Origin of the sequence: Verminephrobacter eiseniae EF01-2 (assembly GCF_000015565.1) — a bacterium.
Lineage (GTDB): Bacteria > Pseudomonadota > Gammaproteobacteria > Burkholderiales > Burkholderiaceae_C > Acidovorax > Acidovorax eiseniae.
The window spans coordinates 2,681,553-2,708,000 of sequence record NC_008786.1 but is presented as its reverse complement, the minus strand read 5'-3'; the positions used below and the strand labels follow the sequence as shown (position 1 = coordinate 2,708,000).

Genomic DNA, 26,448 nt, shown 5'->3' with positions numbered 1-26,448 from the left:
CTGCGGGCGCGGCGGGCATCAGCGTGGCATGGCCGTGAACGGCAACCCCTCGCGCTCATCCGGCATGCCGGTCGGCGGAATCGGGTCGAAACAGGCACCCGGCGGCAGTTGTATGCCGGGCTTGGGGGACATGACCCTGGTGAGGAACAGGCCCGCATGCTCGCCGTCGCGCGTGCGCATGCCGCTGCGCAGATAGCGGTTGCGCGGTTCATGGCGTGGCAGATAGCGCGCCAGTTCGGTGAGCGCCAGCGCATAGACGCTGCGCTTGAACTCGATCACCACGTCCAGCGGAACCCAGTAGTCGTTCCAGCGCCAGGCGTCGAACTCCGGGTGGTTGGTGGCGCGCAGGTTCAAATTCCAGTCATGTCCGACCAGTTGCAGCAGATACCAGATTTGTTTCTGGCCCTTGTAGTGTCCGCGAGCATCGCGGCGGACATACCGGTCAGGCACCTCGTAGCGCAGCCAGTCCCGGGTGCGGGCCACCACGCGCACATGGTCGGGCAACAACCCCACCTCTTCGTGCAGTTCCCGGAACATGGCTTGCTCGGGGGTTTCGCCCCGGTCAATGCCCCCCTGTGGAAACTGCCAGCTATGGGTGCGTATTCGTTTGCCCCAGAACACCTGGTTTTTCTGGTTGAGCAAGACGATGCCGACGTTCGGCCGAAAGCCGTCCCGGTCAAGCATAATCGAACCCCAAATTTTTAAACTGCGCCCATTATGCACCGCGCCTGCGCTGCGGCAAGTGGGCGGCCCGCCTCGTTCGCCATTGATCCCGATGAAAGCCTCCCGATTTTTTGTTTCCACCCTCAAGGACGCTCCGGCCGACGCCGAAGTGGTCAGCCACCAACTGATGATGCGAGCGGGGCTGATCAAGAAGCTCGGCGCCGGGATCTATAGCTACATGCCGATGGGGCTGCGGGTGCTGCGCAAGATCGAGGCCATCGTGCGCGAAGAAATGAACCGCGCCGGCGCGGTGGAGTTGACCATGCCGGTAGTGCAGCCCGCAGAACTGTGGCAAGAGACCGGGCGGTTTGACAAAATGGGGCCCGAACTGCTGCGCATCCAGGATCGCCATGGCCGTGACTTCGTCGTGCAGCCAACCAGCGAAGAGGTGATCACCGACATCGCCAGGCAGGAGTTGCGCAGCTACAAGCAATTGCCGAAAAACTTCTACCAGATCCAGACCAAGTTCCGCGACGAGCGCCGGCCCCGCTTTGGCCTGATGCGCGGACGCGAATTCATCATGAAAGACGCCTACAGCTTCGACCGGGACCCGGCGGCGGCCAAGGCCAGCTACCTGGTGATGGAGCAGGCCTACCGCCGCATCTTCGACCGCTTTGGGCTGACCTACCGCGCGGTGGCTGCCGACAGCGGCGCCATCGGCGGCGACCTGAGCGAAGAGTTCCAGGTGGTGGCCGCCACCGGCGAGGACGCGATCGTCTATTGCCCCCAAAGCGATTACGCAGCGAACATGGAAAAGGCCGAAGCCCTGGCGCCGTCCGGCGTCCGTGGCGCCGCCACCCGGGCGCTGAACAAGACGTCCACCCCCGACAAGAGCACCTGTGCCGAAGTCGCCCAGTGGCTCGGCGTACCCTTGCAGAGCACGGTCAAGTCGCTGGTCATGGCCACGGACGAGGCACAGGCAGCCGATGGCTCCGTCAAGAGCCAGGTCTGGTTGCTGCTGTTGCGCGGCGACCATGACATGAACCAGGTCAAGGTGGCCAAGTTGCCGGGGCTGGGCCAGGGCCTGCGCTTTGCCACGCTGGACGAAATCGAAGCGCACTTTGGCTGCCAGCCCGGCTACCTGGGGCCGATCGGCCTGCAAAAGCCGCTGAAGATCGTGGCCGACCGCGACGTGGCGCTGATGGCCGACTGGATCTGCGGCGCCAACGAAGCGCACTGGCACCTGACCGGCGTGAACTGGGGCCGTGACCTGCCCGAGCCCGACATGGTGGCCGACCTGCGCAATGTGGTGGCGGGCGACCGTTCGCCCGACGGCAAGGGGGTGTTGGCGATCGAGCGTGGCATCGAAGTGGGCCATGTGTTCTACCTGGGCACCAAGTACAGCCGCGCGATGAACGCCAGTTTCCTCGACGAGAACGGCAAACCCCAGCCGCTGGAAATGGGCTGCTACGGCATCGGGATCACGCGCCTGCCGGCGGCCGCCATCGAGCAAAACCATGACGCGCGGGGCATCATCTGGCCGGACGCGATTGCGCCTTTCACGGCCGTGATCTGCCCCATCGGCATGGAGCGCAGCGCAGCCGTGCAGGCCGCAGCGGACAAGCTGTACGCCGACTTCCTGGCCGCCGGTATCGACGTGCTGCTCGACGACCGTGGCGAGCGCCCGGGCGCGATGTTTGCCGACTGGGAACTGATCGGCGTGCCGCACCGTGTGGTGATCTCCGAGCGGGGCCTCAAAGAGGACCAGTTGGAATACCAGCACCGCCGCGACCAGAGCGCCACCAAGGTGGCTGCCGCCGACATCCTGGCCCATGTCAAGGGCCGCATGACGGTGTGAACATGGGAGCGGGGCAAGCAACCTCTGCCGTCGCCGGCCCGGGTGCGGTGTCCCGGCGCGCCTGTCTGACAGCGCTGGCAGCGCCCGCCGCCTGGTTGGCCGGGCCGCAGACGGCGCAGGCACAGGGGCAGGGGCAATTGGAGGAGCCGCTGATCGACTCCGTGCGCACGGCCCTGAGCTCGGCGATTGCAAACCAGGCGCCGCCCGAACCGGAGTTCTTCAGCACCGAGTCCCGTCTGCACTATCTGCGCTGGCTTGGCACCCAGAGCGCCCGGTTGCGCGGCCGCAAGCCCGAATGGGAAGTACGGCGCGATTTCCTGCAAACGCTGTGGTATGAGTGCAAGCGCGCCGGGCTGGATACGGCGCTGGTGCTCGGGCTGATCCAGGTTGAAAGCGGGTTTCGCAAGTTTGCCGTGTCCAGCGTAGGCGCGCGTGGCTACATGCAGGTGATGCCGTTCTGGACGCGCGTGATCGGTGACGGGGATCCGGGCAAGCTGTTTCACATGCAAACCAATCTGCGCTTTGGCTGCGTGATCCTGCGCCACTATCTCGACCGCGAGCAGGGGGATCTGTTCATGGCCCTGGGGCGTTATAACGGCAGCCGTGGTCGCCCGGCGTACCCGACCGCCGTGCTCGGCGCCCAACGCAACTGGCTGTTTGCCGAGCGGCCCACTGCACCTGCGGCCTGAGGGGCATGAAAACCCATTGCCAAAATGGTGGCGGTCGAATGCCCGGCGCGAGCAGAGCGAGCGCCGATGGCGCTCGCTCCATAGAGACGCAGGGAGTCCGGTTCGCCGGATTGTGCGACGGGTTTGGCCCCGTTGGCACGGCGACAGTCCTGTGGGTGATCGATGGCATGGTGCCTGCGGGGTCTGTCGGGCAAGGGTCAGCGCCGATCGCTGTGTTGAAGCGGCTGTTTGCCACCTGATGCCACCTGAGATCGGCAGGGTCCGGTTCTTCAGCCGCCGCTCACCAAGCCAATGCCGACGCAGTCTTCGAGGGTTTGAACCACCCGCACTGACGAACGAATGAGCGAATGAACGAAATTCATGCAAACCACATCGTCATTCGCCAGCCGGTGGGATCAGGGATTGCACGGGGCGCACCGTTGTTGGCGGTCTTCAGAACTTGCGGTACTTCAGGTAGGCCTGTTGCGGGTCGGTGCCGGTGAGGATGGCGCTGCGCACGAGGTTTTCGCGCGCCATCATGGTCTCGGCCTGGCTGATCACCGCCTCGGCCTGCGCCAGTGGAATGCAGATCACGCCATCGGTGTCGGCCAGCAGCAGGTCGCCCGGGTTGACCGTGACCGCGCCGATGCGCACCGGCACTTGCAGCGCGTCCGGCAACCAGTAGCCCACCACGTCACGCGGCGTGAAGTAGCGGTGCCAGACCTGAAAGCCCTGCGCGATGATGAACTCGGCATCGCGCAGGCCACCGTCGGCAATCACGCCCAACACGCCCTTGCCGCCGAGCGTTTCGGCCGAAAGCTCGCCCATGTGCGCGACCACCGAGTCGTTGGGCTGTATCACGGCGATGTGGCCCGGCTCGGCACGCGAGAGAAAACCGGTCCAGGCCATCAGCGTCTCATGGGGATCGGCGCCGGGATCGACGCGGCCGTTGACCGTGAAGGCCGGGCCGCAGAGTTTGCGCCCGGCGATCAGCGGGCGCAGCGTCGGCGGCAGCGTGAAGTCGCGCAGGCCCGCAGCACGCATCACGTCATGCAGGATGCCGGTGTAGCAGGACTGTAGCCGGGGCAGCAACGAATCGGTGGTGGTGCTCATACCCATGTCTCTGTTGCGGTCTCTGGAAGTTTCTGGTTTGCCCGGAGGAAACCGATTTTGGAAAAACCCGGCGCACTAACCCGGCTGCGCCAGGTGGTCGAGCAACTCGCGCGCCGAAGCCGGCAGCAACTCGCGGCTACGGGTGACGATCTTGAGCTCGCGCTCGGCCCAGTGGTCGGTCAGGGGCACGATGGTGATGCGCAGCGCTTTGGCCAGGCGGCGCGCGGAAGAGGCCGGCAGCACGCCGACACCGACACCGGCCTCGATCATCAGACAAATCGCCTCGAAGCTGCTGACCTGTATGCGCGGGCTGTAGCCCTGGCCCGCCAATTCGGCCTTGCGCATCAGGAAGCGGTGGATGGCGCTGCCATGGTGCAAGCCCACATGCTGCTCGCCCAGGGTGTCAACGAAAGCCGCCGCACCCGCGTCGGCCAGCGGGTGCCCGGCCGGAAGCGCCAGCACCAGTTGGTTGCGCCCAAAAGACCAGGCGTCGAATTGGCCGGTATGCACATCGCCGGCCAAAATGCCGATGTCGGCACTGCCGTCGGCCACCAGACGCACGATCTCCTCGCTGAGGTATTCGCGCAGGTCGACCTGCACCGCCGGATGGCGGGTCAAAAAACCAGCCAGCTTTTCCGGCAGGTACTCGGTGATGGAACTGGTGTTGGCGAACACGCGCACATGGCCCTTGATGCCCTTGCCGAAATCCTGCATGTCGCAGCGCAGATGCTCCATCTGCTGCATCACCCGCTTGGCGTGGTAGAGCACAGCCGAGCCGGCGGCCGTCAGATTCACCCCCTGCGCCGTGCGATTGAGCAACTTGCCGCCGATGGCTTCCTCCATCTGCTTGATGCGCGTGGACGCGGCGGCCAGTGAAATGCAGGCCCTGTCCGCACCGCGCGTAAGGCTGCTCGCCTCAGCCACGTAGGTGAAGAGTTTCAAATCAAACAGGTCGAAATGCAGATTCACAAGGGCCTCACAAGGCCCGATTGTCCTGCAATTTGTCCCGCAAACCTCAGACCGGATCCCAACTGAAGACATCCGCCGAGCGGTCCAACGCAAAGAAACTGGCGCGCAACGCCGGCATCGCATGCTCGGCGATGGCCTGCGGCGTCCAGCCCTCGGAGCGATGGATGGAACGCAACGGGCGCGGCTGGCTGATCAGCGAGATCTCGTTGTTGCGCACCGAGAAGATCTGGCCATTGACCTCCCTGGCCGCATCGCTGATCAGGTAGACGGCCAGCGGCGCGATCTTGGCCGGCGTCATCTGCCGGATCTTGTCGACACGCACACGCTGCTCCTCGGTGTCGGTCGGGATGGAACCTATCATGCGGCTCCATGCGAAGGGGGCAATGCAGTTGGAACGGACGTTGAACTTGAGCATGTCCAGCGCGATCGACTTGGACAGCGCCGCAATGCCCAGCTTCGCTGCCGCATAGTTGGCCTGCCCGAAGTTGCCGATGAGGCCCGAGGTCGAGGTCATGTGCACCATGGCGCCCGAGCCTTGCTCCTTGAAAAACACCGCTGCCGCGCGACTGACATGGTAGCTGCCATAGAGATGGACCTTGATCACCGAGTCCCACTCATCGACGGACATCTTGTGAAAGAAACGGTCGCGCAGGATGCCGGCGTTGTTCACCACCGCGTCGATGCGGCCAAAGCTGTCGAGCGCGCACCCGATGATCCGCGTCGCGCTGGCAGCGTCAGCCACATTGTCGGTGTTGGCAACCGCGTGCCCGCCCAGCGCCCGAATCTCATCGACCACCTGTTGCGCAGGCCCCGCGTCGCGACCTGCGCCGTCAACGGCAGCGCCGATGTCGTTGACCACGACGCGCGCGCCATGCTGCGCCATTGCCAACGCGATGGCGCGCCCTATGCCACCGCCCGCGCCGGTGACGACCACTGCTTTTCCTTCAACCATAAGGCGACTCCAACGCTTGCGTGCTCGATCGGGGCAAGGATGCCATAGCCTCGGCACCTGCCATTTCTTCCTTGCCAAAGAGGGGGTTTGAGCAAACGGAAGACCCACGCCAAGGCGACATGGCGTTTTGCGCCGCATTTTTCTTCACGGACAGGAAGGGACTGCATGCCCAAGGACTCGCCGCAGCAAGCCAGGAGCATGGCCAGGCAGGTCGGGAACGCCGAGGGCATACCGATTTTTGACGATATCATTCGGGAAAAGGAAGCAATCACGTCATCATGCCGATCTACACTGTCTTCAAGATCGAATGCTTGCGCGTCAAAAGCCAAGCCAAACCCCTTCAATCTGCGGCTGAAGTTACTCGTCAATGCCTCTCGCCGTGCCTGCGCACGGTGGCGGCAAATACGAGTGGTATCTGCGGCTGCACGGCACCAGTTATCGACTGCTCGTGCTTCTGAATATATAGGGTCGCAGCCAACCGTCGGGCATGACCGCAATAGATATGATCGCCCATCATGAGTTTGTTCACGTCATTTCGCTATCTCGTTGCGCTGCATCGGGAAAAACACTTTGGTCGGGCGGCAGATGCCTGCCATATCACACAGCCTGCTTTGTCAAACGCCATACGGGCACTGGAAGAAGAGTTCGGTACGGCCATCGTCAAGCGCGGGCGCGCGTTTGAGAGTTTTACGCCGGAAGGCGAACTGATCTTTATCAGTGCACAGCGCATGTTGCATGAACAGGAGCTTTTGCAGCAAACCCTCAAGGGCCATTCAGAACAACCTGTCGGAGCGTTGACGCTGGGTGCAGTGCCTTCCGCAGAACCGATTGCAGCCCGGTTTGCCGGACATTTGCATGCACTCTACCCGGGACTGAAATTGACGGTTCGCTCGATGAGTTCGCCAGAAATCGAAGCCGGCCTCGAGGAGCTTTCGGTAGACATTGGACTCGGCTATTCTGATCGGATCAAATCACGACCATCGAAGCTGGCTGTCATGAATCAATACACCGAACGGTATTTCTTGCTGCGCAGGGCGTCCAATCCGGCCAAATCCGGCCTGCGAATTGCGGATCGACCAACTTCCTGGAGCATCGCGTCGAGATTGCCTCTGTGTTTGCTGACACCGGAGATGCACAACCGGACAATCGTGGATGCAAGTTTCAAGAAAATTGGAATCTGCGTTCAACCGGCCATTCAAACCAATTCCATCCTCACCTTGGGCCTGACGGTGTTGGCAGGTGAGATGTACAGCATCCTGCCAGGTGCGCTGGTTTCGGTCTTGCGTGGTTACTCTGAATTGGAAGCAGTGCCTCTGGTGGACCCGGACGTTCTGACACCCATTGGCTTCATGTTCGCCAAATCCGACAGACCCTCCAATGCGATGCGTGCCACCCTGGCGCTGGCCAATGATCCTGAATGGTTGACGCAGGCAATGGCACATGTGGGTTTGTTGGAACCACGACAATGAGTTTTCGCACCCGCTTGTTCCAACAAAGGTGAGTACGTTTGCTGTGCAACATGTTGCACACATTCACAGCTTGAATCGGGCTATGTTCAAAAAAAATTAGCCTCGCCACCAGGATATCAGGGACACTGCCCCGAGCTTATACATTGATTGCATCCAGGAGACAGCATGGCATCGAGCATGATGGGGGAGCAGTCCTTCCCCAAGGAAAGACCCGGCCTTCTTGACAAAGAACACATCGTGGCAGGTCCGGGCTTCAACCGTTGGTTGGTCCCCCCGGCGGCCTTGGCCATCCACCTGTGCATAGGCATGGCCTATGGCTTTTCGGTGTTTTGGCTGCCATTGTCCAAGGCGCTTGGAATCAAAAACTCTGACGCATGTGATAAACAAGATCTTTTGACGCAACTTTTCACTACGACCTGCGAGTGGAAAGTCTCCACCCTGGGTTGGATGTACATCCTGTTTTTCGTTTTGCTGGGATCATCCGCTTCGCTCTGGGGCGGGTGGCTCGAACGTGTTGGACCACGCAAAGTAGGCGTGGTGTCTGCCCTGTGCTGGTGTGGCGGCATGTTGTTCTCGGCCCTGGGAGTGTATTTGCACCAGTTCTGGATGATGGTTTTGGGCTCGGGCGTGATTGGTGGAATTGGACTCGGTCTGGGCTATATCTCGCCAGTATCGACACTGATCAAGTGGTTTCCCGACCGCCGGGGCATGGCTGCCGGCATGGCCATCATGGGGTTTGGTGGCGGGGCAATGATTGGCTCGCCTTTGGCTGCCGACTTGATGAAATACTTTGCCACTCCGACGGATGTCGGTGTGATACAGACCTTTGTCGTGATGGCGCTGATCTATTTCGTGTTCATGATGGCAGGCGCCTTTGGCTATCGTATCCCCGAACCAGGCTGGAAACCAAAGGGCTGGACACCCAAACCATCCCAAGTCAACAACACCATGATCACCCAGCACCATGTGCATGTCAGCAAAGTCTGGGGAATCCCCCAATTCTGGTTGCTCTGGATGGTGCTGTGCATGAATGTGAGCGCCGGCATCGGCGTCATCGGCATGGCCTCGCCCATGCTGCAAGAGGTCTTCGGGGGCTCGCTCATCGGCATGCCCCTGAAGTTTGTTGAATTGGACAAAGCGCAATTGGCTGCCATTGCTGGCGTGGCTGCGGGCTTCACGGCATTGTTGAGTCTGTTCAATATTGGCGGGAGATTTTTCTGGGCCTCCATCTCCGACATGCTGGGGCGGCGTCTGACATACGCCATATTTTTCGTGCTGGGCGGCATCCTTTATTTCAGTATTCCCGGGAGTGCAGCCGCTGGTTCCAAGCTCTTGTTCGTAGCCGCGTGCTGCATCATCCTGAGCATGTACGGAGGCGGTTTTGCGACGGTACCGGCCTATTTGGCTGACATCTTCGGCTCGCAGATGGTGGGCGCGATCCATGGCCGGCTGCTGACGGCGTGGGCCACGGCTGGCATCGTGGGCCCGACAGTCGTGAACTATATGCGTGAATACCAGCTTGGTTTAGGCTTGCCGCGTGAACAGGTCTACAACCAGACCATGTATATTCTCGCCGGATTTCTCGTGGTGGGCTTGATTTGCAATTTACTGGTGCGCCCCTTGAATCCCAAATGGTTCATGACACCGGAAGAGTTGGCAACGGAAAAGCGGCTGGCGCATGAAAAAGTCAGGTCATCGGAGTCATACGGTGATGGCACACACGCCCATGACAAACCAAGCCATCCTGTCCTCGTCGTGTTGGCATGGCTGGCGGTTGGTCTGCCACTGGCCTGGGGCATTTACCGCACCTCCATCACAGTGGCCAAATTTTTCTGAGATTCGAGTTGTCTCGCCTCGACAAGCCAAAGACCGCTGACACGATGTGCCCGCCCAACCTTCGGTAATATTCCCGGATACATCGCAACCCATTGCCAAGACGGCCTCATGCATTCATTCAGGCAATCACCATGTTGACAGAATCGCAACAGCAAATCATCCAAACGATCGTCGATGGCAAAAAGCACCTGCCGGGTGGACTGCTTCCCATGCTTCACGACATTCAGGATGCGTTGGGTCATATACCAGCGCCGGCTCTTGGATTGATTGCCCAAGAACTCAATTTGTCGCGCGCTGAAGTGCATGGTGTAGTGACCTTTTATCATTTCTTTCGGCATGAACCTGCGGGCAAACAGGTGGTCCAAATTTGCCGTGCCGAAGCATGCCAGTCCATGGGGGCCGACAAACTGTGGGAGCACGCTTGCAGCCGATTGAATACCCAAGGCGGCACCACCGCCGATGGCGCGGTCACACTGGAGCCGGTGTATTGCTTGGGCCTGTGTTCATCATCGCCCGCCATGGTCGTGGACGAGCAATTGCATGCACGGGTCGATACCGTGAAATTTGATCGATTGGTAGCGGCTACCGGGAGCGTGGCATGAGCATCAGGATTTTCGTGCCACGCGATTCGGCTGCGCTGGCCCTTGGCGCAGATCAAGTGGCCGCTGCCCTCGATGTGCAAGCCCGGCAGCGCGGCCTGGACATTGAACTGGTGCGCAATGGCTCACGCGGCATGTTCTGGCTCGAACCTCTGGTGGAGGTGCAGACTCCGGCCGGTCGCGTCGCGTATGGTCCGGTAGCGCCCGGGGATGTGCAAGACTTACTGGATGCACAGTTTCAGACGGGAGCGGCCCATCGGTTGTGTTTGGGTTTGACGCAGGCATTGACTTACCTGCGTCAGCAAGAGCGTCTTACCTTTGCACGCATGGGTGTGACCGACCCGCTGTCCTTGGCGGATTATCAGGCACATGAAGGCTTTGCCGGTTTGCGCAGGGCCCTGGCTTTGAGTCCGTCCGAGATTGTGCAGCAAGTGCTCGACTCTGGCTTGCGCGGGCGTGGCGGCGCTGCCTTTCCGGCAGGCATCAAATGGAAGACGGTGGCTGCGGCCAGCAGTGCGCAAAAATATATTGTCTGTAACGCTGATGAAGGCGACTCCGGCACCTACTCCGACCGCATGGCGATGGAGGGTGACCCATTCATGCTCATCGAGGGCATGACCATTGCCGCAGTGGCCACTGGTGCGACGCAGGGCTACATCTACATCCGCTCCGAATACCCTCACGCCATTGCGACCATGCGGGAGGCGATTGCCAAGGCAAGTGCAGCAGGATTTTCAGGATCGAACATCCTGAAATCCGGAAAAACCTTTCATCTGGAAGTACGCAAGGCCGCTGGTGCCTATGTCTGTGGCGAGGAAACCGCCATGCTGGAGAGTATCGAGGGAAAACGCGGTGTGGTGCGTGCCAAACCACCGATTCCGGCCTTGAAAGGACTGTTTGGTCAGCCTTCGGTCATCAATAACGTGATTACCTTTGCTTCAGTGCCAATCATTCTTGCGCGCGGTGCTGCCTACTACACAGACTACGGCGTAGGCCGTTCCAGTGGCACTTTGCCATTTCAACTGACTGGCAATATCAAGCATGGGGGTCTGATCGAAAAAGCCTTTGGCATCACTCTGCGCCAACTTTTGTTCGATTTCGGTGGAGGCAGCGCGTCAGGACGCCCCATCAAAGCGGTGCAGGTGGGGGGGCCACTGGGTGCCTACGTGCCCGAGCGCTATTGGGATGTTCCCATGGATTACGAAGCCTATGCGGCCGTCGGAGTCACCGTGGGCCATGGCGGTATCGTGGTGCATGACGACACGGCTGATTTGTCCAGGTTGGCACGCTATGCCATGGAATTTTGTGCCATCGAGTCGTGTGGCAAATGCACGCCTTGCCGGATTGGTTCGACCCGAGGTGTTGAAGTGTTGGACCGTATCGCGGCCGGCAACAACAACGCCAAACAGGTCGAACTGCTGCGTGACTTGTGTGACACCATGCTGCACGGTTCGTTATGCGCATTGGGTAGCATGACCCCCAACCCGGTGCTGTCTGCACTGAACCATTACCCGCAAGATTTCGGCTTGGCTGTGCCGGTTGCCGAGATCGCTTGAACGTTTGCCACCAGGAGAAACATGATGCTTGACCATCTGAAAGAAACCGATCACGGCACACCACGGCGGGAATCGGCGCAGGAAGTGACACTGGAAATCGACGGTGAAATGGTCACCGTGACAGCAGGAACCTCGCTGATGCGTGCAGCGGTCGATGCCGGCATCAAAATACCCAAACTGTGCGCCACGGACAGCTTGGAACCCTTTGGTTCATGTCGCTTGTGCCTGGTTGAAATCGAGGGTCGCCGGGGATTTCCGGCATCATGCACTACGCCCGCAGAAAACGGCATGAAGGTGCACACCCAAACGCCAAAATTGCAGCAGTTGCGCAAGGGCGTGATGGAGCTCTATATATCAGACCATCCGCTGGACTGTCTGACCTGTGCCGCCAGTGGCGATTGTGAGTTGCAAGAGATGGCCAGCGTGACAGGTTTGCGCGAGGTGCGTTATGGCCAAGAAGGCGCCAATCACTGCCAGAGCCTGAAGGATGAATCCAACCCTTATTTCTCCTACGACGCATCGAAGTGCATCGTGTGCAATCGCTGTGTGCGCGCCTGTGAAGAAACTCAAGGCACCTTTGCCTTGACGATCAGCGGACGCGGATTTGCAGCGCGCGTGTCCGCCGGACAAGACCAGCCCTTCATGGAGAGTGAATGTGTCAGCTGTGGGGCCTGTGTCAACGTCTGCCCGACCGCAAGCCTGCAGGAAAAAACGGTGATCGAGCTCGGCCAGTCCGAGCACAGCGCCATCACCACCTGCGCTTACTGCGGTGTCGGCTGCGGTTTCAAGGCCGAGATGAAAGGCAACACGGTGGTGCGGATGGTGCCGTGGAAAAACGGCAAAGCCAACGCCGGGCATGCCTGTGTCAAAGGACGCTTCGCCTGGGGTTATGCCCGGCACAAAGACCGTGTCACCAAGCCAATGATTCGCAAAAGCATCCGCCATGCCTGGCAGGAAGTCAGTTGGGATGAAGCGATCGCCTATGCAGCCAGTGAGTTTCGCCGTATTCAGGCAAAAGACGGAAAAGATGCCATTGGGGGGATTACTTCATCGCGTTGCACCAACGAAGAGGTTTACCTGGTGCAAAAGCTGGTTCGCGCAGCGTTTGGCAACAACAATGTGGACACCTGCGCCCGCGTCTGCCATTCACCGACCGGCTATGGCATGGGCGAGACTTTTGGAACGTCCGCAGGTACGCAAACCTTCAAATCGGTAGAACAATCCGACGTGGTGCTGGTCATGGGGGCCAACCCGACAGCAGCGCACCCCGTGTTTGCCTCGCGCCTGAAAAAGCGCCTGCGCGCGGGGGCCAAACTGATTGTGGTCGATCCGCGTGAAATCGAATTGGTGAGCGCGCCGCACATCCGCGCCGAGCACCACCTGGCGCTCAAACCCGGCACCAATGTGGCCGTGCTCACTGCCTTGGCGCATGTGGTGGTAACCGAAGGCCTGGTCGACGAATCTTTTGTGGCTGCGCGTTGCGACACCAAGAGCTTTGATGAATGGCGTGCATTTGTGGCCAGGCCGGAAAACTCGCCTGAAACCTTCGAGTCGGTCACCGGTGTCCCGGCGTCCGAGATTCGCGGCGCAGCGCGGCTGTTTGCGCTGGGGCCCAACTCGGCCATTTACTACGGCTTGGGCGTCTCTGAACATGCCCAAGGCTCCACAGCAGTCATTGGCATCTGCAACCTGGCCATGGCCTGCGGCATGATCGGGCGCGAAGGTGTGGGGGTGAACCCGCTGCGTGGCCAGAACAACGTGCAGGGCAGTTGCGATATGGGCAGCTTCCCGCATGATCTGCCAGGATATCGCCACATCAGCAACCCGGAGGTACGCGAAGAGTTCAACGCTGCCTGGGGTGTCAAGCTCAACCCCGAACCCGGCCTGCGCATTCCGAACATGTTTGCAGCGGCGCTGGATGGAACTTTCAAGGGCTTGTACTGCGTGGGCGAGGACATCGTGCAGTCTGACCCGAACACACAGCATGTCGTGTCGGCGCTGGAGAAAATGGAATGCCTTGTCGTGCAGGACATTTTCCTGAACGAAACAGCGAAATACGCCCATGTGCTGCTGCCCGGCAGTTCGTTCCTGGAAAAAGACGGCACCTTCACCAATGCCGAACGGCGCATCAGCCGCGTTCGCAAAGTGATGCCACCTCTGTCTGGCGTGGGCGACTGGGAAGCAACGATGAAACTTTCCAACGCCTTGGGCTACCCCATGGCTTACACGCATCCGGAACAAATCATGCAAGAGATTGCCGCGCTCACGCCTTCATTTCGCGGGGTGACTTATGAAAAGATCGACCGCCTGGGCAGCGTGCAATGGCCATGTAATGAAACTACGGCCGAAGCCGGTACTTCGCTGATGCACATCGATAAATTCGTTCGCGGCAAAGGCAAGTTCTTCAATACCCAATATGTGGCGTCTGAGGAAAAAATCACCCGTAAATATCCTTTGATCCTTACCACCGGCCGCATCCTGTCGCAATACAACGTGGGCGCGCAAACCCGGCGCACCCACAACGATCAGTGGCACAGCGAAGACAAACTGGAGATTCATCCGCATGACGCGCAAGAACGCGGCATCGGGCAGGACGACTGGGTCGGTATCAGCAGCCGGGCCGGACAGACCGTGCTGCGCGCCGTGGTGACCGAGCGCATTCAACCGGGCGTGGTATACACCACCTTCCACTTTCCCGAGTCGGGTGCCAACGTGATTACCACAGACAACTCTGACTGGGCCACCAATTGCCCCGAGTACAAGGTAACTGCCGTACAGGTAACACCCGTGGCGCAGCCGTCCGAATGGCAGAAATCATATTACCGCTTCAACGCCGAGCAATTGGCGCTGGCGCAAGCCGTGTTGCCTCTGGAGCCGGTCTTGTCGGATCTCGAACGCTGAGCACAGTAGCGCGATGGGGGTTACGGACGCCATGGACATGTCGGTGACACGCCTGCCGGAATCCAGAGCCTATAGGGAGTTGGAAATCAGCAGGGTTCATTCCGAGATCCGCTCCATCGTGCAAGACTGTGTGGCAGAAGAGGTGCCGGTGGCGCTGGAGTTCAACGGCATCGCGCATGCCGTGATGATGGCCACGCCGGCCGATCTGGAGGATTTTGCATACGGGTTTGCCATCACCGAATGTATCGTGAACACAGCCTCAGAGATACATGACTGTGAATGGACTTCAAATGCACAGGGCTGCACGGTGAGCCTCACCATTGCCGGACCATGCTTTGCCCGACTCAAAGAGAAGCGCCGCAACCTGACTGGTCGCACCGGTTGCGGATTATGCGGAACCGAGAGTCTGGCACAGGTCATTCGACCACTCGAGCCGTTGACGAGCACCCTTTGTTTCGACACAAAGGCAGTGTTGCGGGCTGCAGCAAATCTGCGTGCTCATCAATTGTTGTTGACCGTGACCGGAGCAACCCATGCTGCGGCGTGGTGTACGGCGGACGGAAATATCGAATTGATCAGGGAAGATGTGGGCCGCCATAACGCATTGGACAAATTGGTGGGTGCGCTACTGCGCTCCAGCCTGGATGCCGGTAGCGGTTTTGTCATCATCACCAGCCGTGCAAGCTACGAGATGGTGCAAAAAACCGCCACTGCAGGCATCGCCTTGCTGGTCGCCGTCTCTGGCGTAACGGGTCTGGCCGTGGATGTTGCGCAAAGCGCGGGCTTGACGCTGTTGGGTTTTGCCCGTGGCACGGATTTCTCGATTTACAGCGTCCCGCACCGACTATCACTGGATGCCTCATGACACACGACGATTCATTGGTTCGAATGGCTAACCAGATTGGCGCCTTTTTTGAGAGCATGCCCGACCGTGCTGAAGCGTTGGCGGGCATTGCCAAACACATCAAGAAATTTTGGGATCCCCGCATGCGCAAAGCGTTTTTGGCTTATGTGGATGGCACTCCCCACGAAGACATCAAGCCTATTGTGTTGGCAGCAGTGCTTGAGCACCGCGCCTTGATTGAGACTGTGACAAGGTAGCGGAACTGCCGCCGAACTTGCAATCCCGGCCCCCAGTGAACCTGCGCTTCGTTGACGCCTTCCATTCGATGGCATCGCTCAAAAGCATCATTTTGGCTGTGGGGGAATTGTTTCCCTGACCCCGTCGACGTTGTAGTGCCTGAGACCGATGACGATGATGGGCCTGACTTGGCGCAGTTCCATGCGGCGCGAAAAGCCTTCCGCCATCACGCCAGTGGTGGCTCGCTGGAGTAAGTGCCAAGTCTGACGCGCAGTTGCTCCGCCGGGCACTCGCGCAGATCGCGATGCGCGCCGGCCGGGTTGCAAGTACGAACACCCCGCGTGGCGTGGCGTGGGGCACGGCCGGGCCACGAATGCAGGCGCCTTGTCGGCGTAGATTTTCGGCAGGTCGGCCATGGGCACAAAGATTTCGCGGCGGGCCTGGCGTGCGTAGTCTGGTCGTCAGTTTCCGTGGCATGCAGGCTGAAATGGTGGGTGATACATGGATCGAACATGTGACCCCTGCCGTGTGAAGGCAGTGCTCTACCGCTGAGCTAATCACCCTCTGTGCACCGGCGCTCGCCGTGACAGCGGCGCATTATCGCACAGCTTTTTCGGCCTTTTCAGATCGATGGCAGCGTGCGCCAAATGGTTTTGCCCCCGCTGGCCTTGTCGATCTGCGCCAGCACCTCGGCATGCGCTTGCTGCTCCTGCGCATTGGCGTGCAGCACCGGCAGCACCAAGGCATGCAAGTCGATGGGTAGCAGCGGCAGGTCAGTGGCGCTTGGCTGCGCCTCGTCGGCGATCAGCAAGGCCTTTTGCCCGCGCGTGAGGTGGATGTACACATCGGCCAGCAGTTCGGCATCGAGCAAGGCGCCGTGCAGCGTGCGGCCGGAGTTGTCCACGCCCAGGCGGTCGCACAGCGCGTCGAGCGAGTTGCGCTTGCCCGGGTACAGTTCTTTGGCCATGGCCAGCGTGTCGGTGACGCGCTCGACGCAGTGGGCAAGCGCCGGGTGCCCCGCCAGTTCCAGTTCCTTGTTCAAAAAGCCGACATCGAAGGCGGCGTTGTGGATGATCAGTTCGGCCCCTTGCAGGTATTGCAGGATGTCGTCGACCAGTTCGGCAAACCGGGGTTTGTCTTTCAGGAACTCATTGCTGATGCCATGGACCTTCAGCGCATCTTCGTGGCTGTCCCGGCCCGGGTTGAAGTACAGGTGCAGGTTGTTGCCGGTGAGCTTGCGGTTGAGCAATTCGACGCAGCCGAGTTCGATGATGCGGTCGCCACTGTCGGCCGACAGGCCCGTGGTTTCGGTGTCCAGAACGATTTGACGCGGCATCAGTGGTTTTCCTTTGCGTGGTTGATGCTGTAGCGGGGAATCTCCAGCACCAGGTCCTGCTGCGCGACGATCGCTTGGCAGGACAGGCGCGATTGGGGCTCCAGGCCCCAGGCGCGGTCGAGCAGGTCTTCTTCCTCTTCTTCGGCCCGATTGAGCGAGTCGAGCCCCTGGCGCACGATCACATGGCAGGTGGTGCAGGCGCAACTCATCTCGCAGGCATGCTCGATCCGGATCCGGTTGTCGAGCAGGGCTTCGCAGATCGATGTGCCTGCGGGCGCGGTGATTTCAGCTCCGGCGGGGCAGTAGTCGGGATGGGCAAGTATCTTGATGACGGGCATGGGGATGGGCTGGCTGCTTGGATGGGGCGCTCAAAGGGTTTGCACGTTCCTGCCCGCCAGCGCTTGCCGTATGCCACGGTTCATGCGCCGGGCGGCAAAGGCCTGCGTGCCCTGGGCCAGGGCTTCGGTGGCGGCCTCGATGACGGCGGCATCATCGGCCTCGCGCTGCGCGCTCAGCGTCGCCATCAGGGCCTCGATGGCGGCGCGTTCCCGGGCGCTGAGCATTTCGCCGTCGGCGGCCAATGCGCTTTGCGTGGCGCTCAACATGCGCTCGGCATCGACGCGGGCTTCCACCAGGGCGCGGGTTTTCATGTCTTGTGCGGCCGTGGCAAAGCTGTCTTGCAACATGCGCGCGATTTGCTCGTCCGAGAGGCCGTAGGAGGGTTTCACGTCGATATGCGCCTGTGCACCACTGCCTTGCTCCTTGGCGCTCACGCTCAGCAGGCCATCGGCGTCGATCGCAAAGGTCACGCGGATGCGGGCCGCGCCGGCGACCATCGGGGGGATGCCGCGCAGTTCGAAGCGCGCCAGGCTGCGGCAGTCTTGCACCAGGTCGCGTTCACCCTGGACGACATGGATCGCCAAGGCCGTCTGCCCGTCCTTGTAGGTGGTGAAGTCTTGCGCCTTCGCGGTCGGAATCGGCTCGTTGCGCGCGACGATGCGCTCGACCAGTCCGCCCATGGTTTCCACGCCCAGCGACAATGGAATCACGTCGAGCAGCAACAGTTCGGCGGCGTTGCCGCCATTGCCCGCCAGCTGATGGGCCTGTATGGCCGCGCCCAGGGCCACCACTTCATCCGGGTTCAGGTTGGTCAGCGGCGGCTGGCCAAAGAACTGCGCCACCGCGCGCTGCACCTGGGGCATGCGGGTGGCACCCCCGACCAGCACCACGCCCTGCACTTGGTCGCGCGTCAGTTGCGCGTCGCGCAAGGCCCGGCGCACAGCCGCCATGGAGCGGGCGGTCAAATCGGCCGTGATCGCCTCGAAATCCGCGCGTCTGACATCGACATGCACGTTGGCGCAGGATATGTCGGCGCTGAATGCTGCGATATCAGTAGCGCTCAAGGCTTGCTTGCAGGCCCGTGCCGCGATGCGCAGCGCGGCCCTGTCGGCTGGCGTGCTGGCCTGTCGGCGCGCCTGCTGCAGCACCCAATCGACCAGCGCAGCGTCGTAGTCGTCGCCGCCCAGGGCTGAGTCACCGCCGGTGGCAATCACCTCGAACACGCCTTGCGCCAGGCGCAGGATGGAGATGTCGAAGGTTCCGCCGCCCAGGTCGTAGACGGCATAAATGCCCTCGCTGGCGTTGTCCAGCCCGTAAGCGATGGCCGCAGCCGTAGGCTCGTTGATCAGGCGCAGCAGGGGGATGCCGGCGAGTCTGGCGGCATCTTTGGTGGCTTGGCGCTGGGCATCGTCAAAGTAGGCCGGCACGGTGATGACTGCGCCGTACAAATCGGCGTTGAAGCTGTCTTCGGCACGCTGGCGCAGGGCGGCCAGAATCTCGGCGCTGACCTCGACCGGCGACTTGTTGCCCGCCACCGTGGCCAGGCTGAGCATGCCCTGCGCTGCGGCGTCGGGCACAAAGTCATAAGGCAGTTGGCCCGCCCGCGCCACATCTTTCAGGCTGCGCCCCATGAAGCGTTTGACCGACGCAATGGTGTTGCGCGCGTCCCAAACCTGTGCGGCCACGGCCTCATGGCCGATCTGGCGCCCGCCTTGGTCAAGGTAGCGCACCACCGAGGGCAGCAGCACCCTGCCTTGCGCGTCCGGCAGGCATTCGGACACGCCGTTGCGCACGGCGGCCACCAGGGAATGGGTGGTGCCCAGGTCGATGCCGACGGCGATGCGCCGCTGGTGCGGATGGGGCGATTGCCCGGGTTCGGAGATCTGCAAAAGGGCCATGGAGATAGGGGGAGTTCGGCGTGGTGAGGTCTCGGCCGTCGCAGACCGGTCCCGATCATTCGGCGGGTGTCGGTGAGGCGGTGCGCGCTATTGTCCCGCTTGCTCGCGCTGCTGCCCGATGCTGTCCGCCATGCGCGCAATGAACATCAGGGCTCTGACCTGGCGGGCTGCGCCTGCGTAGTCCTGCTGCTGGTCGATCAAGCGCTCGCACTCGGCCAGCGCCGCATGACGGGCCTGGCCCACTTCTTCGTCCAGCGCATCGAGCGCAGTCAGTGCCGCCGGCGCATCAGCGGCCTGCGCCTGTTCGAGCGCCTCACGCCAGTCCATTTGCTGCATCAGGAACGCCACCGGCATGGCCGTATCGTCCTCGGCGCCGATGGGCGCGCCATGCAGTTGGCACAGATAGGCGGCACGGCGCAGCGGGTCCTTCAGGCGCTGGTAGGCTTCGTTGATACGCACCGACCACTGCAACGCCACGCGCTGCGCCGCAGTTCCCTGGGCCGCGAATTGGTCCGGATGCGCCTGGCGCTGCAGCGCTTTCCAGCGCGCATCGATGGCGCTGCGCTGCTGCGCAAACCGGCGCTCCAGGCCAAAGAGTTCGAAGTCGTCAGATAGCAGGTTCATGCACACCGGATCCGTTGGCGCTGCTGCACAAAAAAACCGCCAGCGCGCAGCGCATTGGCGGGTCGACGAACGCCTGGCGCCGCGACGGCAAGCTACACCAGCAAGACTTGGGGCGTGACCCGGGCACTCAAACGCGAAAGCTCTCGCCACAACCACAGCGGTCACGCTCGTTGGGATTGTTGAATTTGAAGCCTTCATTGAGGCCCTCGCGCACGAAGTCCAGTTCGGTGCCGTCGATGTAAGCCAGGCTCTTGGGATCGATCAACACCTTGACGCCATGGTGTTCGAACACGATGTCTTCAGGTGCGGCGTCATCGACATACTCCAGTTTGTAAGCCAGCCCCGAACACCCGGTGGTTCTGACCCCCAGGCGCACCCCCAGCCCTTTGCCGCGCCGGGCAAGGTAGCGGCTTACATGCCGGGCCGCGGCTTGTGTCAGCGTGATGGCCATGGCGCTCAATCAAGCCACCGCGGCTGCGGCCATGCGCTTGGTCTTGTAGTCGAGCACGGCGGCCTTGATTGCGTCTTCGGCCAGGATCGAGCAGTGGATCTTGACCGGCGGCAGGGCCAGTTCCTGGGCAATCTCGCTGTTCTTGACGGCCGCCGCTTCATCGAGCGTCTTGCCCTTGACCCATTCGGTCACCAGCGACGACGACGCGATCGCCGAGCCGCAGCCATAGGTCTTGAAGCGCGCATCTTCGATCACGCCGGTCTGCGGGTTCACCTTGATCTGCAACTTCATCACGTCGCCGCAAGCCGGCGCGCCCACCATGCCGGTGCCCACCGAGTCGTCGCCCTTGTCGAACGAACCGACATTGCGGGGGTTTTCGTAATGGTCAACCACTTTTTCGGAATAAGCCATGATATGTACCTCTTCAAATTCCCGGAAATTTCAGGAGCTCAGTGCGCAGCCCATTGGATGGTGCTCAGATCCACGCCGTCCTTGTACATCTCCCACAAGGGGCTGAGCTCACGCAGACGGGCCACGTTCTCGCGGATTGCGCAGATGGCGTAATCGATCTCCTCCTCGGTGGTGAAACGGCCTATGGTCATGCGCAGGCTGCTGTGCGCCAACTCGTCGCTGCGGCCCAGGGCGCGCAGCACATAGCTGGGCTCCAGGCTGGCGGAGGTGCAGGCCGAGCCCGAGGAAACGGCCAGGCCCTTGATCCCCATGATGAGCGATTCACCTTCGACGAAGTTGAAGCTCATGTTCAGGTTCTGCGGCACACGGCGCTCCAGGCTGCCGTTGATGTAGACCTGCTCGATGTCCTTGAGACCATCGAGCAGGCGCTGCTGCAGCGCCCGGGCTTTGGCATTGCCCGCCTGCATTTCGGCCTTGGCAATGCGAAAGGCTTCGCCCATGCCGACGATCTGGTGCGTCGGCAAGGTGCCCGAACGCATGCCGCGCTCATGGCCGCCGCCGTGCATCTGCGCTTGCAGGCGCACCCGGGGTTTGCGCCGCACGTACAGCGCGCCCACGCCCTTGGGGCCATAGGTCTTGTGCGCGGTCATGCTCATCAGGTCGATGGGCAGCCGCTGCATGTCGATCTCGACCCGGCCGGTGGCCTGGGCCGCATCGACATGCAGCAAGATGCCCTTGTCACGGCACAGCGCGCCAATGGCCGGGATGTCCTGGATCACGCCGATCTCGTTGTTCACGAACAAGATGCTGGCCAGCACCGTGTCGGGGCGGATCGCGGCCTTCAGGGCGTCGATGTCGACCAGGCCATCCTCCCGGACATCCAGGTACGTGGCTTCAAAGCCCTGGCGTTCGAGCTCGCGCAGGGTGTCGAGCACGGCCTTGTGCTCGGTCTTGAGTGTGATCAGATGCCGGCCCTTGCCTTGGTAGAACTGGGCGGCGCCTTTGAGCGCCAGATTGATCGACTCGGTGGCGCCGCTGGTCCAGACGATCTCGCGCGGGTCCGCGCCGATCAGGTCGGCCACCTGCGCACGCGCGCGCTCGACCGCCTCCTCCGCCTCCCAGCCCCAGGCATGACTGCGCGACGCCGGGTTGCCGAAATGCTCGCGCAACCAGGGAACCATGGCGTCGACCACGCGGGGGTCTACCGGGGTCGTGGCACCGTAGTCGAGGTAAATGGGGAAATGCGGGGTCATGTCCATGGCTGGCTCGCTCGGCACAAGTGGTTTCTGAGGCGGTTGCTGGCTGGCAAATCGGCAGGGGCGGGAAGGACGGGAGGGCAGGTTTTCAGGATTTCGCAAAAGCCTTGCTGCCCAACGCGAACACCGAGTTGGGGGCGTTGACCCGGATGGGTTTGACCACCGGGGTGGTCGAGATCGCGCGGCGCACCGGCGGCTTGTCTTCGATTCGAAAGCCCTTGGCGAACTGCTCGTCCACCAGTTGCTGCAGCGTCACCGCCTCCAGGAACTCTTTCATGTGCTGGTTCAGCGCTGTCCACAGCTCGTGCGTCATGCAACGGCCGGCTTCGCCCAGGCAGTTTTCCTTGCCGCCACATTGCGTGGCATCCATGGGCTCATCCACCGACACGATGATGTCTGCCACCGTGGTGTCGTCCGCCCTGCGCGCCAGCGTGTAGCCGCCACCGGGGCCACGGACGGATTCGACGATGCCGTTGCGCCGCAGTTTGCCAAAGAGCTGCTCCAGATACGACAGCGAAATTTGCTGGCGCTGGCTGATGGCCGCCAATGTGACAGGCCCTGTGTTCTGGCGCAAGGCCAAGTCAATCATCGCGGTGACCGCAAAACGGCCTTTGGTTGTCAGACGCATCGCAAGCTCCTTGTGCCAAGGCTTGTTCGTTGTAGAAGCCGCCTTCACCGGTCATCGGCAATGACCAACGGGTCAGCGAGGGCGCCGTCTCGACCCCCTGCCCTGCTCCGCACGGCCTGCTGGGCGCCTGGTGCGGAACCCTTCATCGTTCGGGGCGGTGTTCCTTGGGTGTCGGGCGCCAGTATAGCATCAATCCTTATCAAATTTGTCGGATTAAAAAACCGGTCGGTCGCTATTTGGTCAGTCATGTTTTCCTCGCACCCGGCGGCCGTCGTCCCGACACGCTCGACGGCATTACGGGAGCACCGGATCACTGCCATGCGCGCCAAAGACTTGGCTTTTGAGGCCGGCAAGCTGGTCCCGCATCCTGGCGGCCTGCTCGAATTCCAGATTGCGCGCGTGTTCGAGCATGCGTTTTTCCAGCCGCTTGATCTCGCGCGCCAGGTCTTTCTCGGACATGTCCTGCGTCTTGGCACGCTGCATCGCTTCCTGCTCCAGCCGCTCGGCGACCTTGCCGGCTTTTTCGCTGTAGACGCCATCGATCAGGTCTCTGACCCGCTTGACGATGCTGCGCGGCGTGATGGCGTGGCGCTGGTTGTGCGCCAGTTGCCTGATGCGGCGGCGCTCGGTCTCGCCGATGGCTTTTTTCATGGATTCGGTCATCCGGTCGGCGTACAGGATGGCCCGGCCATTGATGTTGCGCGCTGCGCGGCCTATGGTCTGGACCAGGCTGCGCTCGGCCCGCAAAAAGCCCTCCTTGTCGGCATCGAGGATGGCCACCAGGGACACCTCGGGGATGTCCAGCCCCTCGCGCAGCAGGTTGATCCCCACCAGCACGTCGAACACGCCCAGGCGCAGGTCGCGGATGATCTCCACGCGCTCGACCGTGTCTATGTCGCTGTGCAGGTAGCGCACCTTGACACCGTTGTCCGCCAGGTAGTCGGTCAGTTGCTCGGCCATGCGCTTGGTCAGCGTGGTGATGAGCACGCGCTCATGCCGCTGCGCGTGGATGCGTATTTCCTGCAACACATCGTCGACCTGGTGTGTCGCCGGGCGCACCTGCACCTCGGGGTCGACCAGGCCGGTGGGCCGCACCACCTGATCGACGATCTGGCCGGAGTGGATCCTTTCATAGTCGGCCGGCGTGGCCGAGACGAAGATCACCTGGCGCATGCGCTGCTCGAACTCCTCGAACTTCAGCGGCCGGTTGTCCAGCGCCGACGGCAGGCGAAAGCCATAGTCCACGAGCGTGGTCTTGCGCGAGCGGTCGCCGCTGTACATGGCGTTGAGCTGGCCAATCATCTGATGGCTCTCGTCGAGGAACATCAGTGCGTCCTTGGGCAGGTAATCGGTCAGCGTGCTCGGCGGATCGCCCGGCGCCGCCCCCGACAGGTGGCGCGTGTAGTTCTCTATGCCCTTGCAATGCCCGACTTCGCTGAGCATCTCCAGATCGAACCGCGTGCGCTGCTCCAGGCGCTGGGCCTCCAGCAATTTGCCGAGCGCCTGCAACTGCTGCAAGCGCTCGGCAAGCTCCGCCTTGATGCTCTCGATCGCAGCCAGCACCTTGTCGCGCGGCGTCACATAGTGGCTGCTGGGGTAGACCGTAAAGCGCAGGATCTTCTGCTTGACGCGCCCGGTGAGCGGGTCGAACAGTTGCAGGCTGGCCACTTCGTCATCGAACAGCTCGATGCGCAGCGCCAGTTCGGAATGCTCGGCAGGAAAGACATCGATGGTCTCGCCCCGCACGCGGAACTTGCCGCGCGAGAAATCCGCATCGTTGCGCTGGTATTGCATGCGGATCAGTTGCGCGATCACATCGCGCTGGCCCAGTTTGTCGCCCCCGCGCAAGATCATCACCATGCGGTGGTAGCTCTCGGGCTCGCCAATGCCATAGATCGCCGACACAGTGGCCACGATCACCACATCGCGCCGCTCCATCAGGCTCTTGGTGCAGCTCAAACGCATCTGCTCGATATGCTCGTTGATCGCGCTGTCCTTTTCGATGAACAGGTCGCGCTGCGGCACATAGGCCTCGGGCTGGTAGTAGTCGTAGTAGCTGACGAAATATTCGACCGCGTTCTTCGGAAAGAACTCGCGAAACTCGCTGTAGAGCTGCGCGGCCAGCGTCTTGTTGGGCGCAAACACGATGGCCGGGCGCCCCATGCGGGCAATGACGTTGGCCATGGTGAAAGTCTTGCCCGAGCCGGTCACACCCAACAGCGTCTGAAACACCTCGCCGTCGTTCAGCCCCTCGACCAGTTTGGCGATGGCCTCGGGCTGATCGCCCGCAGGCAGATACGGTTGGAACAACGCAAAGGGAGAATCGGGGAATCGGACGAATCGGCCCTCCTGGCCCTCCTGGGCGCCTTGGGCGCCATGACCATCCTGGCCGTCTTGCCTGTCGAGTTTTTCCGTGATGACTTCTGTGATATCCGGCATGGGGCGGTCAACCATCGTGATGAATCGTGCGGGGCGGGCCGTTAAAATCGGCACCACCCGGCACAGTACACCACGGCCGGATTCCGCGCTACAAAGACCCACCGTGAAGGATTTTCATGTCCGTGTTCAGCACCGTCGAAATGGCCCCGCGCGACCCGATCCTGGGCCAGAGCGAGCAATTCAACCTCGACACCCGCCCCGTCAAGGCCAATCTGGGGGTTGGCGTTTATTTCGACGACGCCGGCCGGCTGCCGCTGCTGGCCTGCGTGCAGGCGGCTGAAAAGGCCATGTTGTCCGCCCCCAGCACACGCGGCTATCTGCCGATAGACGGCATCGCGGCCTACGACAACGCCGTCAAGGCCCTGGTGTTCGGCGCCGACAGCGAACCCGTGCAATCCGCCCGCGTGGCCACGGTGCAGGCCATCGGCGGCACCGGCGGTCTGAAGATCGGCGCCGACTTCCTGAAAAAACTCAGCCCCGACGCCAAGGTGCTGATCTCCGACCCAAGCTGGGAAAACCACCGCGCGCTGTTCAGCGGCGCCGGCTTCACGGTCGACAGCTACGCCTACTACGACGCCGAAAAGCGCGACCTGAACTTTGACGCCATGCTGGCCAGCCTGAACGCCGCCGCTGCCGGCAGCATCGTCGTGCTGCACGCCTGCTGCCACAACCCCACCGGCTACGACATCAGCCCCGGGCAGTGGGACCAGGTCATCGCCGTGATCGAGGCCCGTGGCCTCACGCCCTTTCTCGACATGGCCTACCAGGGCTTCGGCCACGGCATCGCCGAAGACGGCGCCGTGATCGGCAAATTCGTCGCGGCGGGCCTGAACCTGCTGGTCTCGACCTCGTTCTCCAAGAGCTTCAGCCTGTACGGCGAGCGCGTGGGCGGCCTGTCGGTGCTGTGCACTGACAAAGAGCAGGCCAGCCGGGTGCTGAGCCAGCTCAAGGTCGTGATCCGCACCAACTACTCCAACCCGCCGACCCACGGCGCCGCCGTGGTCGCAGCCGTGCTGAACGACCCCGAACTGCGCGCCCTGTGGGAACGGGAACTGGCACAAATGCGCCTGCGCATCAAAGCCATGCGCCAGCAACTGGTGGCGGGCCTGAAGGCCGCCGGCGTGCGGCAGGACATGGACTTCATCAACCGGCAAATCGGCATGTTCAGCTACTCGGGCCTGAGCCGCGCGCAGATGCTGCGCCTGCGCAACGAGTTCGGCGTGTACGGCACCGACACCGGCCGCATGTGCGTGGCTGCGCTCAACCCGCAAAACCTGGCCCATGTCTGCCAGGCCATTGCGCAGGTGCTCGAAGGCGGTTGAAACCCCATTCCATTTCTGCATCGTTCGCGAACGCGAAGGCCGAGCGCAGGCAGTACCGATGCGCGGCAAGCGGCGCCGG

23 protein-coding genes and 1 tRNA gene are annotated in these 26,448 nt (G+C 61.8%); 10 read left to right on the top strand and 14 right to left on the bottom strand.

Going from position 1 to position 26,448, the window contains the following annotated elements; all coding sequences use genetic code 11:
• Positions 1-18: 18 nt before the first annotated feature.
• Positions 19-684, bottom strand: coding sequence for an RNA pyrophosphohydrolase (locus VEIS_RS11730; RefSeq protein WP_011810142.1), 666 nt, complete (start codon positions 682-684; stop codon positions 19-21).
• 91 nt (positions 685-775) lie between these two features.
• On the opposite strand from VEIS_RS11730, the gene VEIS_RS11725 reads away from it, so the two are divergent.
• The gene (locus VEIS_RS11725; RefSeq protein ID WP_011810141.1) at positions 776-2,521 is read left to right on the top strand and encodes a proline--tRNA ligase; all 1,746 of its coding nucleotides are present in this window, start codon (positions 776-778) and stop codon (positions 2,519-2,521) included.
• 2 nt (positions 2,522-2,523) lie between these two features.
• Positions 2,524-3,210, top strand: a complete 687-nt coding sequence (locus VEIS_RS11720) for a lytic transglycosylase domain-containing protein (protein WP_011810140.1) — start codon at positions 2,524-2,526, stop codon at positions 3,208-3,210.
• A 432-nt stretch (positions 3,211-3,642) separates the two neighbouring features.
• Here VEIS_RS11720 and VEIS_RS11710 read toward each other — a convergent pair whose 3' ends face one another.
• The 3 genes from VEIS_RS11710 to VEIS_RS11700 form a co-directional block, all read right to left on the bottom strand.
• The gene (locus VEIS_RS11710) at positions 3,643-4,302 is read right to left on the bottom strand and encodes an RraA family protein (protein WP_198137993.1); all 660 of its coding nucleotides are present in this window, start codon (positions 4,300-4,302) and stop codon (positions 3,643-3,645) included.
• A 75-nt stretch (positions 4,303-4,377) separates the two neighbouring features.
• The gene (locus VEIS_RS11705; RefSeq protein WP_011810138.1) at positions 4,378-5,271 is read right to left on the bottom strand and encodes a LysR substrate-binding domain-containing protein; all 894 of its coding nucleotides are present in this window, start codon (positions 5,269-5,271) and stop codon (positions 4,378-4,380) included.
• 46 nt (positions 5,272-5,317) lie between these two features.
• The gene (locus VEIS_RS11700; RefSeq protein ID WP_011810137.1) at positions 5,318-6,223 is read right to left on the bottom strand and encodes an SDR family NAD(P)-dependent oxidoreductase; all 906 of its coding nucleotides are present in this window, start codon (positions 6,221-6,223) and stop codon (positions 5,318-5,320) included.
• Between the two features lie 515 nt (positions 6,224-6,738).
• Between VEIS_RS11700 and VEIS_RS11695 the strand changes: the two genes are divergently transcribed.
• The 7 genes from VEIS_RS11695 to VEIS_RS11665 all read left to right on the top strand — a co-directional run bounded on the left by VEIS_RS11695 (position 6,739) and on the right by VEIS_RS11665 (position 15,685).
• Positions 6,739-7,692, top strand: coding sequence for a LysR family transcriptional regulator (locus VEIS_RS11695; RefSeq protein ID WP_011810136.1), 954 nt, complete (start codon positions 6,739-6,741; stop codon positions 7,690-7,692).
• A 165-nt stretch (positions 7,693-7,857) separates the two neighbouring features.
• The gene (locus tag VEIS_RS11690) at positions 7,858-9,528 is read left to right on the top strand and encodes an OFA family MFS transporter (protein ID WP_011810135.1); all 1,671 of its coding nucleotides are present in this window, start codon (positions 7,858-7,860) and stop codon (positions 9,526-9,528) included.
• Between the two features lie 131 nt (positions 9,529-9,659).
• Positions 9,660-10,130 (top strand): formate dehydrogenase subunit gamma, encoded by a 471-nt coding sequence (locus VEIS_RS11685; protein ID WP_011810134.1) that lies wholly within the window; start codon positions 9,660-9,662, stop codon positions 10,128-10,130.
• Positions 10,127-11,683 carry a formate dehydrogenase beta subunit gene (locus tag VEIS_RS11680; protein ID WP_011810133.1) on the top strand — a complete coding sequence of 519 codons (1,557 nt, stop codon included), beginning with the start codon at positions 10,127-10,129 and terminating at the stop codon, positions 11,681-11,683. The genes VEIS_RS11685 and VEIS_RS11680 overlap by 4 nt, the downstream gene beginning before the upstream one ends.
• A 24-nt stretch (positions 11,684-11,707) precedes the next feature.
• Positions 11,708-14,584 (top strand): formate dehydrogenase subunit alpha, encoded by a 2,877-nt coding sequence (gene fdhF / locus VEIS_RS11675; RefSeq protein WP_041950775.1) that lies wholly within the window; start codon positions 11,708-11,710, stop codon positions 14,582-14,584.
• A 31-nt stretch (positions 14,585-14,615) separates the two neighbouring features.
• Positions 14,616-15,449 (top strand): formate dehydrogenase accessory sulfurtransferase FdhD, encoded by an 834-nt coding sequence (gene fdhD / locus VEIS_RS11670; RefSeq protein WP_011810131.1) that lies wholly within the window; start codon positions 14,616-14,618, stop codon positions 15,447-15,449.
• Positions 15,446-15,685 carry a formate dehydrogenase subunit delta gene (locus VEIS_RS11665; protein ID WP_011810130.1) on the top strand — a complete coding sequence of 80 codons (240 nt, stop codon included), beginning with the start codon at positions 15,446-15,448 and terminating at the stop codon, positions 15,683-15,685. The genes fdhD and VEIS_RS11665 overlap by 4 nt, the downstream gene beginning before the upstream one ends.
• A gap of 468 nt (positions 15,686-16,153) precedes the next feature.
• Here the strand turns inward: VEIS_RS11665 and VEIS_RS11660 are convergent.
• The 10 genes from VEIS_RS11660 to uvrB form a co-directional block, all read right to left on the bottom strand.
• Positions 16,154-16,228, bottom strand: a tRNA-Val gene (locus VEIS_RS11660).
• A gap of 59 nt (positions 16,229-16,287) precedes the next feature.
• Positions 16,288-17,001: a DNA polymerase III subunit epsilon gene (dnaQ, locus tag VEIS_RS11655; RefSeq protein ID WP_011810128.1), complete on the bottom strand. Its 714-nt coding sequence runs from the start codon at positions 16,999-17,001 to the stop codon at positions 16,288-16,290.
• Positions 17,001-17,339 (bottom strand): ISC system 2Fe-2S type ferredoxin, encoded by a 339-nt coding sequence (gene fdx / locus VEIS_RS11650; RefSeq protein WP_011810127.1) that lies wholly within the window; start codon positions 17,337-17,339, stop codon positions 17,001-17,003. The genes dnaQ and fdx overlap by 1 nt, the downstream gene beginning before the upstream one ends.
• Positions 17,340-17,369: 30 nt before the next feature.
• Complete coding sequence (gene hscA, locus VEIS_RS11645; protein WP_011810126.1) at positions 17,370-19,238, bottom strand: Fe-S protein assembly chaperone HscA; 1,869 nt, start codon at positions 19,236-19,238, stop codon at positions 17,370-17,372.
• 87 nt (positions 19,239-19,325) lie between these two features.
• Positions 19,326-19,862, bottom strand: a complete 537-nt coding sequence (hscB, locus tag VEIS_RS11640; RefSeq protein WP_011810125.1) for a Fe-S protein assembly co-chaperone HscB — start codon at positions 19,860-19,862, stop codon at positions 19,326-19,328.
• A gap of 127 nt (positions 19,863-19,989) precedes the next feature.
• Positions 19,990-20,313 carry an iron-sulfur cluster assembly protein IscA gene (gene iscA / locus VEIS_RS11635; RefSeq protein ID WP_011810124.1) on the bottom strand — a complete coding sequence of 108 codons (324 nt, stop codon included), beginning with the start codon at positions 20,311-20,313 and terminating at the stop codon, positions 19,990-19,992.
• A gap of 9 nt (positions 20,314-20,322) precedes the next feature.
• Positions 20,323-20,724, bottom strand: coding sequence for a Fe-S cluster assembly scaffold IscU (iscU, locus tag VEIS_RS11630; RefSeq protein ID WP_011810123.1), 402 nt, complete (start codon positions 20,722-20,724; stop codon positions 20,323-20,325).
• A 38-nt stretch (positions 20,725-20,762) separates the two neighbouring features.
• Positions 20,763-21,983 (bottom strand): IscS subfamily cysteine desulfurase, encoded by a 1,221-nt coding sequence (locus tag VEIS_RS11625; protein WP_011810122.1) that lies wholly within the window; start codon positions 21,981-21,983, stop codon positions 20,763-20,765.
• An 85-nt stretch (positions 21,984-22,068) separates the two neighbouring features.
• Positions 22,069-22,608 carry a Fe-S cluster assembly transcriptional regulator IscR gene (gene iscR, locus VEIS_RS11620; RefSeq protein WP_011810121.1) on the bottom strand — a complete coding sequence of 180 codons (540 nt, stop codon included), beginning with the start codon at positions 22,606-22,608 and terminating at the stop codon, positions 22,069-22,071.
• Between the two features lie 294 nt (positions 22,609-22,902).
• Positions 22,903-25,047 carry an excinuclease ABC subunit UvrB gene (uvrB, locus tag VEIS_RS11615; protein WP_083758612.1) on the bottom strand — a complete coding sequence of 715 codons (2,145 nt, stop codon included), beginning with the start codon at positions 25,045-25,047 and terminating at the stop codon, positions 22,903-22,905.
• Between the two features lie 116 nt (positions 25,048-25,163).
• Between uvrB and VEIS_RS11610 the strand changes: the two genes are divergently transcribed.
• Positions 25,164-26,369: an amino acid aminotransferase gene (locus VEIS_RS11610; RefSeq protein ID WP_011810119.1), complete on the top strand. Its 1,206-nt coding sequence runs from the start codon at positions 25,164-25,166 to the stop codon at positions 26,367-26,369.
• Positions 26,370-26,448 lie beyond the last annotated feature (79 nt).